This is a genomic window from Sodalis sp. C49 (genome assembly GCF_046352915.1).
Taxonomy (GTDB): Bacteria; Pseudomonadota; Gammaproteobacteria; order Enterobacterales; family Enterobacteriaceae; genus Acerihabitans.
This window is the reverse complement of sequence record NZ_CP163303.1, coordinates 1293891-1307365: the sequence shown is the minus strand read 5'-3', so window position 1 is coordinate 1307365 and position 13475 is coordinate 1293891. Positions and strand designations below refer to the sequence as shown.

The 13475-nt window shown below is 52.3% G+C and carries 9 protein-coding genes and 1 tRNA gene; 5 read left to right on the top strand and 5 right to left on the bottom strand.

What is annotated here, in order from left to right:
* Positions 1-162 precede the first annotated feature (162 nt).
* The 3 genes from ABUK12_RS05745 (at position 163) to fliZ (ending at position 3302) form a co-directional block, all read left to right on the top strand.
* Positions 163-1692: a flagellin gene (locus ABUK12_RS05745; protein WP_410015375.1), complete on the top strand. Its 1530-nt coding sequence runs from the start codon at positions 163-165 to the stop codon at positions 1690-1692.
* A gap of 242 nt (positions 1693-1934) precedes the next feature.
* Complete coding sequence (locus tag ABUK12_RS05740) at positions 1935-2657, top strand: RNA polymerase sigma factor FliA (RefSeq protein ID WP_410016563.1); 723 nt, start codon at positions 1935-1937, stop codon at positions 2655-2657.
* Between the two features lie 135 nt (positions 2658-2792).
* Positions 2793-3302, top strand: a complete 510-nt coding sequence (gene fliZ, locus ABUK12_RS05735; protein ID WP_410015374.1) for a flagella biosynthesis regulatory protein FliZ — start codon at positions 2793-2795, stop codon at positions 3300-3302.
* Between the two features lie 63 nt (positions 3303-3365).
* Here the strand turns inward: fliZ and putA are convergent, their stop codons facing one another.
* The gene (gene putA / locus ABUK12_RS05730) at positions 3366-7304 is read right to left on the bottom strand and encodes a trifunctional transcriptional regulator/proline dehydrogenase/L-glutamate gamma-semialdehyde dehydrogenase (protein ID WP_410015373.1); all 3939 of its coding nucleotides are present in this window, start codon (positions 7302-7304) and stop codon (positions 3366-3368) included.
* A 144-nt stretch (positions 7305-7448) separates the two neighbouring features.
* Between putA and ABUK12_RS05725 the strand changes: the two genes are divergently transcribed.
* Together ABUK12_RS05725 and phoH are read left to right on the top strand one after the other, a co-directional pair.
* Entirely contained in the window at positions 7449-7727 is a 279-nt protein-coding gene (locus ABUK12_RS05725; protein ID WP_410015372.1) for a hypothetical protein, read from the top strand.
* 382 nt (positions 7728-8109) lie between these two features.
* A complete protein-coding gene (gene phoH / locus ABUK12_RS05720; protein ID WP_410015371.1) occupies positions 8110-8901 on the top strand; it encodes a phosphate starvation-inducible protein PhoH in 792 nt (263 codons plus the stop codon).
* Between the two features lie 125 nt (positions 8902-9026).
* On the opposite strand, the gene ABUK12_RS05715 is transcribed toward phoH, so the two are convergent.
* The 4 genes from ABUK12_RS05715 to ABUK12_RS05700 form a co-directional block, all read right to left on the bottom strand.
* Positions 9027-9116 (bottom strand) — tRNA-Ser (locus ABUK12_RS05715).
* A 372-nt stretch (positions 9117-9488) separates the two neighbouring features.
* Positions 9489-10337, bottom strand: coding sequence for an ATP-grasp fold amidoligase family protein (locus ABUK12_RS05710; RefSeq protein ID WP_410015370.1), 849 nt, complete (start codon positions 10335-10337; stop codon positions 9489-9491).
* Positions 10306-11628 (bottom strand): flippase, encoded by a 1323-nt coding sequence (locus ABUK12_RS05705; RefSeq protein WP_410015369.1) that lies wholly within the window; start codon positions 11626-11628, stop codon positions 10306-10308. The genes ABUK12_RS05710 and ABUK12_RS05705 overlap by 32 nt, the downstream gene beginning before the upstream one ends.
* Before the next feature lie 336 nt (positions 11629-11964).
* Complete coding sequence (locus tag ABUK12_RS05700; RefSeq protein ID WP_410015368.1) at positions 11965-12792, bottom strand: transcriptional regulator; 828 nt, start codon at positions 12790-12792, stop codon at positions 11965-11967.
* Between the last annotated feature and the right edge of the window lie 683 nt (positions 12793-13475).

Here is a 13475-nt window from a genome sequence, read left to right as displayed (position 1 = left end):
GGCTATTAAGGTCTTGCGGGGAATGGTAGGGCGAAATTTGCATTTTTCATTAAAGGTTACCGACGGCTCGCCGATACCTTGTGGGACGGCCATTAACACTTACTCGTATTGATGCCCGAATTAATTACTCAGTCCTGATGCATGATTTCAAAGGAATATACCATGGCTCAAGTTATCAATACTAACAGCATTTCCCTGCTGGCTCAGAACAACCTGAACAAGTCTCAGTCCAAACTGAGTACCGCTATCGAACGTCTGTCATCAGGCCTGCGCATCAACAGCGCTAAAGATGATGCCGCCGGTCAGGCGATCTCCAACCGTTTCACTTCCAATATCAACGGCCTGACCCAGGCGTCGCGTAATGCCAATGACGGTATCTCCCTGGCGCAGACCACTGAAGGCGCGCTGGACGAAATCAATACCAACCTGCAGGCCATTCGTACCCTGACCGTGCAGTCGCAAACCGGCACCAACTCCGCCAGCGACCTGCAGTCCATCCAGGACGAAGTCACGCAGCGCCTCTCTGAAGTCGACCGTATATCCCAGCAAACCGACTTCAACGGCGTGAAAGTGTTGAGCCAGAATAAAACCCTGTCAATCCAGGTGGGTTCCAACGATGGTGAAGTGATCAATATCGATCTGCAAAAAATTGATTCCACCACGCTGACACTGAATACCTTTAATGTTAACGGCCCGAACGGCACCACGTCCGCCGCCGCCTTGTCAACCGGTACCGCTGTTGCTGCCACGGGCACCGTCGCACTTACTGCGACCGCCGCTGATGCGACCGGTGCTGATGCACCTGTCAAGGCAGCCATCGGCGCCAGCACCAAGGTAATTTCCGACGGTACCGATTATTATATCGAAGGTGATGACGGCAAGGCTTATAAAGCCACCACCACAATTGATAAAACCGGTAAATTAACGGCTACCGTAGGCGCCGGTGTGACTAACACCGACTTGACCGGTAAAACCGTCAATACCGTAACCGCCGGCAGCACCGCTGCCTACACCTCACTGGCTGCCACCGTGGATGCCGCCGGTAACGCCGACGCGACCAATATCGGTGCCGGTACCCTGGTTGCAGACGCCAAGGGCAATTACTCCGTCGTGACTTCCGCAGGTAAAAGTTATGCCGCCACCGTTTCTGTCGACGGCTCTGGCGTATTAACCGCGAAGGTTGAAGCTGCGACTACCGCTGCAGTTTCCGTTGCCACCGATACCAATAAAGACTCGAAAATTGATTCGGCCAATGTCAGTATTGTTCAAGATAAAAATAACCATTACTTTATCAAAGATACGACAGACGGCACCACGGCTGATAAAGTTAAGTATTACGCCGCTGACGTCACTACTGATGATGACGGCAAGATTACCAGCGCCGCTTACGATTCAAGCAAATCGCTGGCCGTCGCCACCACCGATCCGTTGAAAGCCCTGGACAGCGCGCTGTCCACCGTTGATACCCTGCGCTCCAAGCTGGGTGCGGTGGAAAACCGTTTTGACTCCACTATCAACAACCTGGCCAGCACCAACAGCAACCTGAGCGAAGCGCAATCCCGTATCCAGGATGCCGACTACGCGACGGAAGTGTCCAACATGAGCAAGGCGCAGATCCTGCAACAGGCCGGTACCTCGGTTCTGGCCCAGGCTAACCAGGTTCCGCAGACCGTGCTGAAACTGCTGCAATAATTTGTTCATCGCATTGTAATGCGTAAAAACCCCGCCCAGGCGGGGTTTTTTTTCGCTATATCATGGCCAATGTGAAATAAATACCGCCGCGGACGAAGATAAGCCACTGTTTATATAAAGTAAATTGCGTTCGATCCGGCAGGATATAAATAGAGGGGTATTTAAGCGACTATTCAGCCGATTGATCGTGCCGGCTAACCGGATAATAACATCGATAAGAGGATCAATGTAGGATAGTCATGGTGAGCGATCTGTATACTGCCACGGGCGTAATAGATAAACAGTCCCTATGGCAACGCTATATTCCGTTGGTCCGTCACGAGGCCTTGCGTCTGCAGGTGCGGCTGCCGGCAAGCGTGGAACTCGACGATCTGCTGCAGGCGGGGGGGATAGGCCTGTTGAGCGCGGTGGAACGGTACGACTGCCTGCAGGGCACGACCTTTACCACCTACGCGGTGCAGCGCATTCGCGGCGCCATGCTTGATGAGCTGCGCAGCAGGGACTGGGTGCCCAGGAGCGTGCGGCGCCATGCGCGGGAGGTGGCGCAGGCCATTCATCAGGCCGAACAGCAGCTGGGCCGGGTTGCCACTGAACAGGAAGTCGCCCAGACGCTCAATATTACGCTTGGGGAATACCGGCAGATATTGCTCGACACCAACAACAGTCAGCTCTTTTCTTATGACGAATGGTGTGAAGATCACGGCGACAGTGCCGATAATCTAATGCCGGGACACGAAGACGCTAATCCGCTCCAGATATTAATGGAGAACAATTTGCGTGAAAGGGTCATTGAGGCCATCGACGGTTTGCCGGAAAGGGAAAAAATGGTCCTGGTGCTGTATTACCAGGAGGAATTGAACCTGAAGGAAATTGGCGCGGTGCTGGAGGTGGGTGAATCACGGGTAAGTCAATTGCATAGCCAGGCGATTAAACGTTTGCGCGCGCGCCTGAATAACGATCATTAGCGGCCGGGTAGGGGAATAATAAATTCCCCGTTGTTAAGCACGCTGATAGAGATATTAAAACATATTAATTAGCTTTCCATAGCGCAAGTCCAATGCGCTATTGAAAGCCCTATTCTTAGCACTAGGGAAAACGACATGTTAGCCAAAGTGGGTAAAAAACGGCCCTTGAGCCGTTACCTGAAAGATTTCAAGCACTGTCAAACCCATTGCTGCCAGTGCGGCAAGCCGTTGGATCGTATGACATTGGTGTTTCGCGGGCAGATTATCAATAAAGAAGCCATCGCCGGTATGGACCAGCTTATCGACGATCTCGTCTGGCAAAGCCTGAATAAAGAGCTGACGGCGCTGTGCCGGTTTTGCAGCGTAATTTCTTGCAATAGTGAAGCCAACTATTTCGATATCAAAGCGTTCAAGCAGTATTTATTTGAACAGACGGCGATGAGTCACAGTACTATTCGTGAATATGTGGTACGCCTGCGGCGCCTTGATGAAATATTGGCGGCCAGGAATTATCCCCATGATAAATTCGAGCGCCCCAGTGGCCCGCAAATGCTTATTGAGGACGTTCCGGACGCAGGGCAAAGCAATTACCGCATCGCCCTGCGTAAATACGATCAGTACCTCAATTGGCAGCGTAATTTTTAAAAGCCAGGCCGGTTGCCCGTCCACGCCATGTCTATACCATGGCGGCGGACGGGGGATAAAGGTTTAGCCGATGGTCATCAGGCTGGCGTTGCCGCCCGCGGCGGCGGTATTAATGCTGACCGTCCGTTCCACTAATAAGCGCTCCAGTAAAATCGCCGTCTCGCCGCGCGCGTAGCCATGCACCTGGATAATGGGGCCGGGCCGCCGCGCGAGCGTGCCGCAGAGCGCCAGCAGCCGGTCCGAGTCGCCATGGAACAGCACGGCGTCAAACGGATCCGCCGCCTTGAGCCAATCATCGTGCAGGACAATGCGCGCCTGCGCCGCCTCCGGCAGACCGTCATACAGCACGCGGGTCTCCGGCCCGTCCTGCCACAGTGCCTGGGACCCGACGCTTAACACCGCCGCCAGTTGCGTTAGCCGGTCATTATTGTCTTCGGCCAGGCACAATACGCGTGCGCGCGGCAATAAGCGGTAGCTGTTCTGCTCGCCGGTCGGGCCTGTGAGCATCCTGACCGTGCCGGCCAATGACAGCTCGCCAAAGCGCCTGAGCGCGCGCACCTTCTCCGCCGGCATATTCTCCCCGGCCCATATCATCAGGGCGTCATAAGCCGGCCGCGGCGCGCACGGGCTGCCGGTCGCGTCCCCGGCGCGCAGCGCGTCGGGCCGTGCCTCGGGCAGCCGTTGGGATAACAGGCGATAAAGATACAGCGGGCCGCCGGCTTTGGGCCCGGTGCCGGAGAGTCCTTCTCCGCCGAAGGGCTGCACGCCGACCACGGCGCCGACCATATTGCGGTTGACATAACAGTTACCTACCCGCGCCTGTTCCATTATCCGGTTTATGGTTTCATCAATGCGGGTATGCAGGCCCAGGGTCAGGCCATACCCGCCGGCGTTAATCTGCTCAAGCAAGGTGTTCAGGTCGCGGCTGCGGTAGCGGACCACGTGCAGGACCGGACCGAACACTTCCTTATCCAGCTGCGCCACGCTGTCCAGCTCAATCAGCGTGGGCATGACAAAGGTACCGGCGCCCAGGGATTGCCGTCCGGCGCCGTCGTTATGGGCGCCCTGCCATACCGGGTGGCCGGCTTCGCGCATGGCGGCGATATGTTCCTCTATAGCCTGCCGGGCCTGGGCGTCAATCACCGGACCGATGTCGGTGGCAAGCCATTGCGGATCGCCGACGCTGCACTGCGCCATGGCGCCGCGCAGCATGCGCAGAGTGCGTTCGGCCACCTCTTCCTGAATACATAATAAACGCAGCGCCGAACACCGTTGCCCGGCGCTGTCGAACGCGGAGGCGATGACATCGTTCACCACCTGTTCCGTTAAAGCGGAAGAGTCAACGATCATGGCGTTAATCCCGCCGGTTTCCGCCACCAGCGGCACCGGACGTCCCAGCGGGTCCAGCCGTTGGGCGAGCGTCGCCTGTATCAGTCGGGCGACGGCGGTGGACCCGGTAAACATCACGCCGCGCACCCGATGGTCGCCCACCAGCCGCGCGCCGACGGTCTCGCCGTCGCCCGGCAGGAAATGCAGTACGCCGGGCGGCACGCCCGCTTCCAGCAGGATGCCGACGGCCTGCGCGGCCACCAGCGGCGTTTGTTCGGCGGGCTTTGCCAGCACGCTGTTGCCTGCGGCCAGCGCCGCCGCCACCTGGCCGGTAAAGATGGCCAAGGGGAAGTTCCAGGGGCTGATACAGGCCACCGGCCCCAGCGGACGGCAGCCGTCGCGATCGAATTCCCGGATCTGGCCGGCATAGTAGCGCAGGAAATCGACGGCCTCGCGCACTTCGGCGATGGCGTTGGCAAAGCTTTTACCGGCCTCGCGTATCAGCAGGCCGATAAGGGTGGGCATACGCTGTTCCAACAGATCCGCGGCATGGTTTAAAACCGCGGTTCGTTCGGCGCAGGGCGTGGCCGACCATATCGCGCCGTGGTGATCCGCGCAGGCAATGGCCCGCTCGACGTCGTCTTCGGTGGCGTCGCGGCATTCCCCGACATTATCGCGCGCGTCGGCCGGGTTAAGCACCGCATGCCATAACTCGCCGTCGCGTGACGTGCTATCGCCGGCGTGGGCGCGCCAGTGCAGGTTGGCGCTGTTGAGCAAGGCGCTGGAGAGCGAGGCGAGACGATGTTCATTGGCCAGATCGATCCCGGCCGAATTAAGCCGTAACGGACCGTACAGCCGACGGGGCAGGGGAATCAGCGGGTGCGGCAGGCCAACGCCGCCTTCCCGTTCGCCGATGGCCAGCGCCTCGTCCACCGGATCGGCAATCAGGTGATCCAGGGATAGGGCGCTGTCGGCAATACGGTTAACAAATGAGGTATTGGCGCCGTTTTCCAGCAACCGGCGCACCAGATAAGCCAGCAGGGTTTCATGGGTACCCACCGGGGCATAGATGCGGCAAGGGCGGTTCAGCCTGCCGTCGGCCACCGGTCCCACCACCTGGTCATACAGCGGCTCGCCCATACCGTGCAGACATTGAAATTCGTATTGGCCAGGATAATAGTTCTGCCCGGCGAAATGATAGATGGCCGCCAGCGTCTGGGCGTTATGGGTGGCGAACTGCGGGTAAATATGATGCGGCACCGCCAGCAGCTTGCGCGCGCAGGCAAGGTAGGCGACGTCGGTATATACCTTACGGGTATAGACCGGATACCCTTCCAGTCCCTCCACCTGGGCGCGTTTGATTTCGCTGTCCCAATACGCCCCTTTCACCAAACGGATCATCAGGCGCCGTTGGCTGCGCTGCGCCAGGTCTATCAGCTCGTCGATAACAAACGGGCAGCGTTTTTGGTAAGCCTGGATGACAAAACCAATGCCGTTCCAGCCGGCGAGCACCGGTTCAAAACACAGTCGGGTCAATAAATCCAGGGATAGCTCCAGGCGGTCCGACTCTTCGGCATCGATATTAATGCCGATATCATATTGGCGCGCCAGCAGGGTTAACGCCAGCAGCCGGGGATAGAGTTCGTCCATCACCCGCGCGTATTGAGAACGGGCATAGCGCGGATGCAGGGCGGAAAGCTTAATGGAAATGCCCGGTCCTTCATAGATGCCGCGGCCGTTGGAGGCCTTGCCGATGGCATGGATGGCCTGCTGATAAGAAAGCAGGTAGGCCTGGGCATCATCCTCGGTCAGGGCGGCTTCGCCCAGCATATCGTAGGAATAGCGGTAACCGCGCTGTTCCAGCCGGCGGGCATTGGCCAGCGCCTGGCCGATATTCTCGCCGGTGACGAATTGTTCGCCCATCAGGCGCATGGCCATATCCACGCCTTTGCGGATCAACGGCTCGCCGCTTTTACCGATAATACGGTTCAGGGAGCGCGACAGGCTGCCCTCGTTATGGGTGGCCACCAGACGGCCGGTAAACAGCAGTCCCCAGGTGGCGGCATTGACAAATACCGACCGGCTGCGGCCAATATGGGGCTGCCAATTGCCGCGGCTGATTTTATCGCGGATCAGCGCATCGCGGGTGGCCTTATCCGGCACGCGCAGCAGCGCCTCCGCCAGGCACATTAACGCCACCCCTTCTTGCGACGACAGGGAAAATTCCTGCAGAAATCCTTGCACCATGCCGGCGCGGCCGCCGGCGCTGTGCTGCTGGCGCAGCGTTTCGGTCAGGCGGCGGGCTAATTGGCTTATCTGCGCCGCGGCGGCGGGATGGCGCGCCTGTTCAATCAGCAACGGCACGGCTTCGGTTTCCGGACGTCGCCCTGCGGCGGTGACGGCGGCGCGCAATACCGATTGCGGCAATACCTGTTCGGCGAACTCCAGAAATGGCTGGCGCGTTTCTATTGCCGGCGGCTCCGCCGGGTCGTTGTCCCCGGGCATGGACGCGGCGTCTTGCCCAGGGGCATGACCCTTATCCAGCTCATCCAGGTAATGGAAGATAGCTTGCTTAATCAACCAATGCGGAGTGCGATCAATCAGCCGCGCCGCGTTCTTAATCCTTTCCCTGGCGGCATCGTCAAGCTTTACCCCCATCGTAGTGGTTACCATCGCTGTATCCCCGGCGAGCATGTGAGATATCACTATCGCCAATGTTGCAACTAAGTGCAACCGGGTTAATAAACAATTAACTTATAGTTAATAAGGTTGCAATCGTGGCGCGGGCGACGCCTGGACGCCGTAAACCGCACCGGCATGATGGCGCAAGAACGGCGTGACGGGGGTTATTTGATTAAATTTGTAATAATTGATGTTTTACGTAAGCCGCGGGTTTTTACCAGCGCAGCGGGAAAAAGCGTTCTGTGGGGCGATATATCAGCGGGCGATAAAGTCGGGGGGCGCTATTGGGTTAAGGTCATCCAGTTCAAGCGTAACGGCTATTGCTTATTATTTGGTCGAATGCTAAAAAAAATATTGCAATCCCAGCGCAAAGTGATGCAATGTCATTATACTCAAGACATCAAGCTAGTTTAGAAAGTTGTTCAGATGCGAAATTCATAACCTCACTGCGGGGATCGCTAATGACAGTGTCCTTTTATGGGCTGATGGCAATACCAGGTTCTGCACCAATCGCCTCCGGAACAGTCGGCGGTTGTAATTTCAACGCTTCGTTTCCAACTTCGTTTTTGCCGACCGGCAATGTAATTGTTCCCTTGTGTTCTCAACTCCGTTGCTTTTTTCCAACTGATGCGCACTCCGGTACGTCCGTATTGTCCATGCGGATGCAACGGGCCGTGTCATCTTATCTCATGGCTATTATTGGCTTTAAAGGAAGCCACAACCTCATCTGAATGTGAAGCGTAATCACCAGGCCTATGCCTGTGTGAATGGTGAAACAAACTGTAAGGTGCCACTTATGGGAAGACAAAAAGTAGTGATCAAAGCTCGTCGCGAAGCTAAACGCGTTATCCGGCGTGAATCACGCAATCACAAAATGCGTGAAGAGGACTCGGTCACTTCTCTTGTTCATATGAGCGGGATTGAATCGATAGGCATGGCGCGCGACAGTCGCGACACCAGGTTAATAGAGGCACGTAATGAAGTTCAGGAAGCTTATTTAACAGCCATTGAGACCAAACAGTTAATTTTCGCAACCGGCGAGGCAGGGTGTGGTAAAACCTTCCTTAGCGCCGCTAAGGCCGCCGATGCATTAATCCACAAAGAGGTTGACCGTATTATCGTTACCAGGCCTGTATTACAGGCCGACGAAGACCTGGGTTTCCTGCCGGGGGATATTGCTGAAAAATTCGCCCCTTATTTCCGACCGGTTTATGATATTTTGCTGCGCCGGCTGGGGTCGTCCTTTATGCAATATTGCCTGCGCCCTGAAATCGGCAAGGTGGAAATCGCTCCTTTTGCGTATATGCGCGGACGTACCTTTGAAAATGCGGTGGTTATTCTGGATGAAGCGCAGAATGTTACCGTCAACCAAATGAAGATGTTTTTAACCCGTCTGGGAGAAAATGTCACGGTTATTGTCAACGGTGATATTACGCAATGTGATTTGCCCAGAGGGGTAAAATCCGGACTGGCTGATGCTCTGGAGCGGTTTAACGAGGAGGACGAAATGATCGGTGTGGTGCGTTTCGGCAAACAGGATTGCGTTCGCTCCGCGCTGTGCCAGCGTACGCTGAATGCCTATCGCTGACGGTCGCTACGCATGCGTCGTCAGTATGGCGCCTTATCATTGAGTTAAAAAAAGCCCGGATAATCATCCGGGCTTTTTATTACCGCCAGGCCAGGCTGTTAACAACAGCTTGACCCTAATAATTTTGGCGGTGAGGGAGGGGTTCGAACCCTCGATACGATTTCTCGTATACACACTTTCCAGGCGTGCTCCTTCAGCCACTCGGACACCTCACCACGCTGTTAACCAAGGGTCAACGGGGCGGTACTATAGGGATTCGTCCCATTCCGGTCAAGTATAATTTATCAGGGATGCGTTGTTTGCTCAGGGTTTGAGCGTATCGCTTGTCTGGCGGCGGTGGCGATGCCATCGGGCCTGCCGTCAGGGGTGAATAATGTGCGGCGCGGGGGAGGGCAGGGGGGTATTTCGCGCGGCAAGCCTCAGTATTATGCCGCCGGCAACGCCCAGCCGAAAAAGCTGGGAATAGCCCGCCCGTTCATGTGTGCAGACGGTGCTATTCCCGGTTCGCCTCTCAGCGATATCGGTGCAGTAAAATACCATTTAATGACATCTTATATTTATTATCATTTCTACCACGGGCCCCGGCGTTACTCGGTAAAAAAACTGCCCCATTGGTGCTGCACCCCTTCCGGATACATTTTGCACAGGCCACCGCCCGGCGTAAAGGTCAGCTCACCAAAATAGACATTGCCGTCGGCTTCATAAAAATCCACCCTGACATAATTAAAATCCGCCGCCAGACGTTTTGCCAGCGTCACCATTTCCGGTAAATTCTTAGGCGCGGGCATAGGGACAGGGTTGTTCGGCAAGCCCATCCTGATATCGGTCTTGTGCCATTCAGTATCAAATACGTCGCGGCGATGCAGGCCATAACGGTCGTAGTCAACCTGGATAAAAATATGCATCTCACCCTGCTGGTTAAAGCAGTGGAACTTGATATCGTTGGGTATATGGCCCTCGTCCTGCAGCAGGTGCTCCACCAGGATGCGGGGCTGGATTTTTTTATAATGTTTTTCTCGATTGGTTTTGTAATAATTGGTTTTAGTCCAATAACGGGTTAACGCACTGAGTTGGGCGAAGGTGGTATCCGCTTTATCGTGCACGACTAAGTTAAAACCACATCCATGGTTGGCCTTGATAACGAAGGTTTGCGGAAGAGCCGCATAAATTTCTTCCGTGAGTACATCGAACACTGCGTGCAGCGGGATGAGATATTTTTCGCCTATGGTGTTAGCAATATAATCTCGAACTTTGTATTTATCTGCTAAGTTTGTGTAAATCTGCTTAGGCCGAAAATTACGTATAGTGATTTTCTCGCTAAAGGTCGTTGGCTGGGCCATGTTCGGCCATTTTTTGAATACACGCGCATATTTTAATTGATGATACAAGAAATCTGGCAACATTTTAAACGCTTGCCTGACGAGTGGATTTAACATAGTTTTGCACCTCAATTATAAATTTTGGAATACTTTTATAGGCACTGAGCAACTGATAAGTGACTAACCCTTTTTTGAACAACGCATTGAGCACGAACAGAGATATGGCCTCGGATAATAAGGTTGATAGCGCCGCGCCCTTTATGCCGAATAGCGGAATAAAGTGATAATTGAGGGCTATGTTCAGTAAGGCGATAACCGGCATCTTTAATGCGACAAAATGATAGCCGGAATGCATCAATATTATCCGGTACGAAATGGTGCCCAATACGCTGCAAAGGGATGTCAATGCACATATCAACAGGATGGACGCCGAGTCTTTATAGGCGGCACCATAAATTAACTGTATGATATCGTGACTAAAAAATCCTATGATGATTATCACCGGCGCGCACACTACCAGGGTGACCATATACAGCATGCGCACACGGTCCGCGGCCCTTTTGGCATCGCGCTCGCTGGCGATGGTGCTCATAAACGAGGTAATCAGCGCCATGGGAACCAGCATCCAGCCACCGCTTATCGCCAGTGCCGCGCTATAAATACCCACCGCATGATAACCAATGAATTTCGCCAGCATTATCTGATCAATACGGGTATAGATCACTATCGCCAGGCTGGATATAGCCAGTGGCAACCCCACCTTCAGTAAATAGATATTATAAAAGCGGCTGTATTTGGCCTTCAGCTTTCTTTTATAATGAATCCCTTTAGCCTGTTGATGGCGATAAAATAGAACCCTGCGCACAATATAAGGAACAAAGCTTCTGCCCGCCAGGGAAACCGCAAACCATATCAAGCTTAGCTGCAACCAGGCAAACAGCAGGTTGGCTAGCACAAATATAACCAATACCGTGTTGTTGATAATCAGGTTAACCTTGGACGCCAGAGTCGCGTCGTAATACAGTTTGTAAATATCCCTTAAGGTAAAAAACGTTCCCAGTAATAAAATCATTAAAATATAAAAGTGTTGCCGTGGGACAGCATAATATGCCCAGAGGAGCAGTCCCGCGCTGAAAATGATAAACAGCAGGAACTTTATCCGCAACGAGGCTGCCATCAGGTTCATGCCACTGTGCGGGTTTTTTGCTATGCGATTGAATAAGACATTGTCGCTGCCCAATTGTATAAAAGGCAATATCAATGCGATAATCGAAACTAAATAACTCAGCGTACCGAAATTTTCAGGTCCAAGATAACGGGCTATATACATTGCTGAAATGATGCCTGCGCCTGCAAAGCATAACTTCTCAAGTATGATCCACAATGAATTATAAATGATAGCTCTCATGTTCCTCTTCGGGTAAAAATGTCTCAAATTCCGATGTCAATAGAGCTGTTAAAGATTGCTTAACAAGGTAGCTACAGGCACGTATCCGAAATATAACTTTCTCGAATAATTGAAAAATATAGCTTTATGCTTACTTAGGCAAATAAAAAAAAGTAAAATAATTTTTAGAAAAATAATTTTAGTTTCATGGAATATAAGAATTGACTGAAAAAAGGATGATTTCACCTGAATTTCATTTCACTTAACGGCAGGAGAAATTTCATTAGCCGATAAAAAAGCCCGAATATCTATTCGGGCTTTTTTATGAAAATAACGAGGGCGTCAGGGAGTGAAACGCTACTTTTCACCTAACACCTGGCAATCGAAAGCAACGCCGTCGAATTTGACCGTTAGGCTTTTGCAGGAAAATGCGTCACTGGAAGAACTATTATAACCTAACGGGCACGTCAGGGTCACCGCGTTGACTTTATTGAACCGCGCCAGTTCCAACGCATAAGAAGCGAAAGGGATTTTAATTGTTGAAAAGGAATACATTATCAAAGGAGATAAAATAAAAAAAGCCATTGATCCCAATATGATTTTACTTTTTGTTTGCTGAATCCTGGCCGCAAAAGCGGAAGAAACATCTTTTAACGGATTCGATCTATTTACTGTCGGTCTGGTAATGGTTTTTGTAATTCTCGAAGGCGGCGGCAATGCCCAGGTGGGCTGGTCAAAAGACGCGTCTTCCATGGTGGCCGTTTCCTGGATATCTGGCTCGCAAGTCATGCGGGCCGCCGTAGCCGCCGTAGCTGCTGTGGCCTGCGCGGGTTCCGGTCTTAAGGGCTCAGGTACGTATTCATCGACGGATTGGGGGTTAAAGAAAATATTAACCATTTGTTTTTCTTCAATGATATAGCCTATGCGCGGTATGGTTTTAATTATGTCATGGTTCTCATCCCCCAGCTTTTGGCGAATGGATTTTATCGTTTGGTTGATGGTCGAGTCCGAACAATAGGTTCCTTTCCAAATCTGATTAACCAGCTCGGCACGCGTCACCGCCGCTGGTGAATTCTGGATTAATAAATTTAGTATCTGGTACTCTTTCCAGCGCAGACGACTATGGATATTGGGCGCAATTGTTACATCAAGATGATTGATCGTGATGGGTTGTGTAAGTTTCATCTCAAAATACCTCAATAGTATTTTTTTTCTTATCATATCGCTGATCCGCAAGCTACACGCGATCATAAAATTTTCAAGAGTTATAAGGGGTAACTGTCTGATATTTTATTTTTTTCATCACTCATTTACCTGCTCATAGTTTTCTCCAATACCTGATAGTTCGGTTGTACGATTTGAGTCCTTATAAACAATAGTCGAGACCGGGGAAGTCGCGACGGTAATAAATCTGAATTTAAAAACATCAAATCGTACCTTTTTGCGCAAGTGAAATTACAAAACCTAATAGTTTATGGGGTTAATCACGCTTTTTTATAAAATTTCATTGTTTTATTTCCTTCTTCAGAGGAATAGATAAACGTTAATTTTAAACTTTTAGTTGTAAATGCCCGACTGGATAAGGGAGCCTACATTCAGGGCATGCAGGCCCTGATATCAGATTTTTGCGGTGGCGGGCTAAACACGCATGCAGCCGCCAGTCGTCCTACTATTGTCGTAAGATCATAATGTTGATTCGTATCATGACGCTATACCCTAAACGGTTCGGAATAATTATTCATGTCCAAGTCCATACAAAAAATGCGAAAAATAATATCGGCCAGTGAGTAATTTTTTTTTCGCTTATTCTTTTTCACAAGCAAATACCGCCCGATGTTTATTCCGCATTCAACCCAGCGCATGCATAA

What these genes read in the sequence shown, in the direction of transcription:
- ABUK12_RS05745 (WP_410015375.1), top strand. Translation starts at nt 163, where the DNA reads ATGGCTCAAGTTATCAATACTAACAGCATTTCCCTGCTGGCTCAGAAC.
- phoH (WP_410015371.1), top strand. Translation starts at nt 8,110, where the DNA reads ATGGGAAGACAAAAAGTAGTGATCAAAGCTCGTCGCGAAGCTAAACGC.
- ABUK12_RS05710 (WP_410015370.1), bottom strand. Translation starts at nt 10,337, where the DNA reads ATGTTAAATCCACTCGTCAGGCAAGCGTTTAAAATGTTGCCAGATTTC.
- ABUK12_RS05705 (WP_410015369.1), bottom strand. Translation starts at nt 11,628, where the DNA reads ATGAGAGCTATCATTTATAATTCATTGTGGATCATACTTGAGAAGTTA.
- ABUK12_RS05725 (WP_410015372.1), top strand. Translation starts at nt 7,449, where the DNA reads ATGATGGCGCAAGAACGGCGTGACGGGGGTTATTTGATTAAATTTGTA.
- putA (WP_410015373.1), bottom strand. Translation starts at nt 7,304, where the DNA reads ATGGTAACCACTACGATGGGGGTAAAGCTTGACGATGCCGCCAGGGAA.
- ABUK12_RS05700 (WP_410015368.1), bottom strand. Translation starts at nt 12,792, where the DNA reads ATGAAACTTACACAACCCATCACGATCAATCATCTTGATGTAACAATT.
- fliZ (WP_410015374.1), top strand. Translation starts at nt 2,793, where the DNA reads ATGTTAGCCAAAGTGGGTAAAAAACGGCCCTTGAGCCGTTACCTGAAA.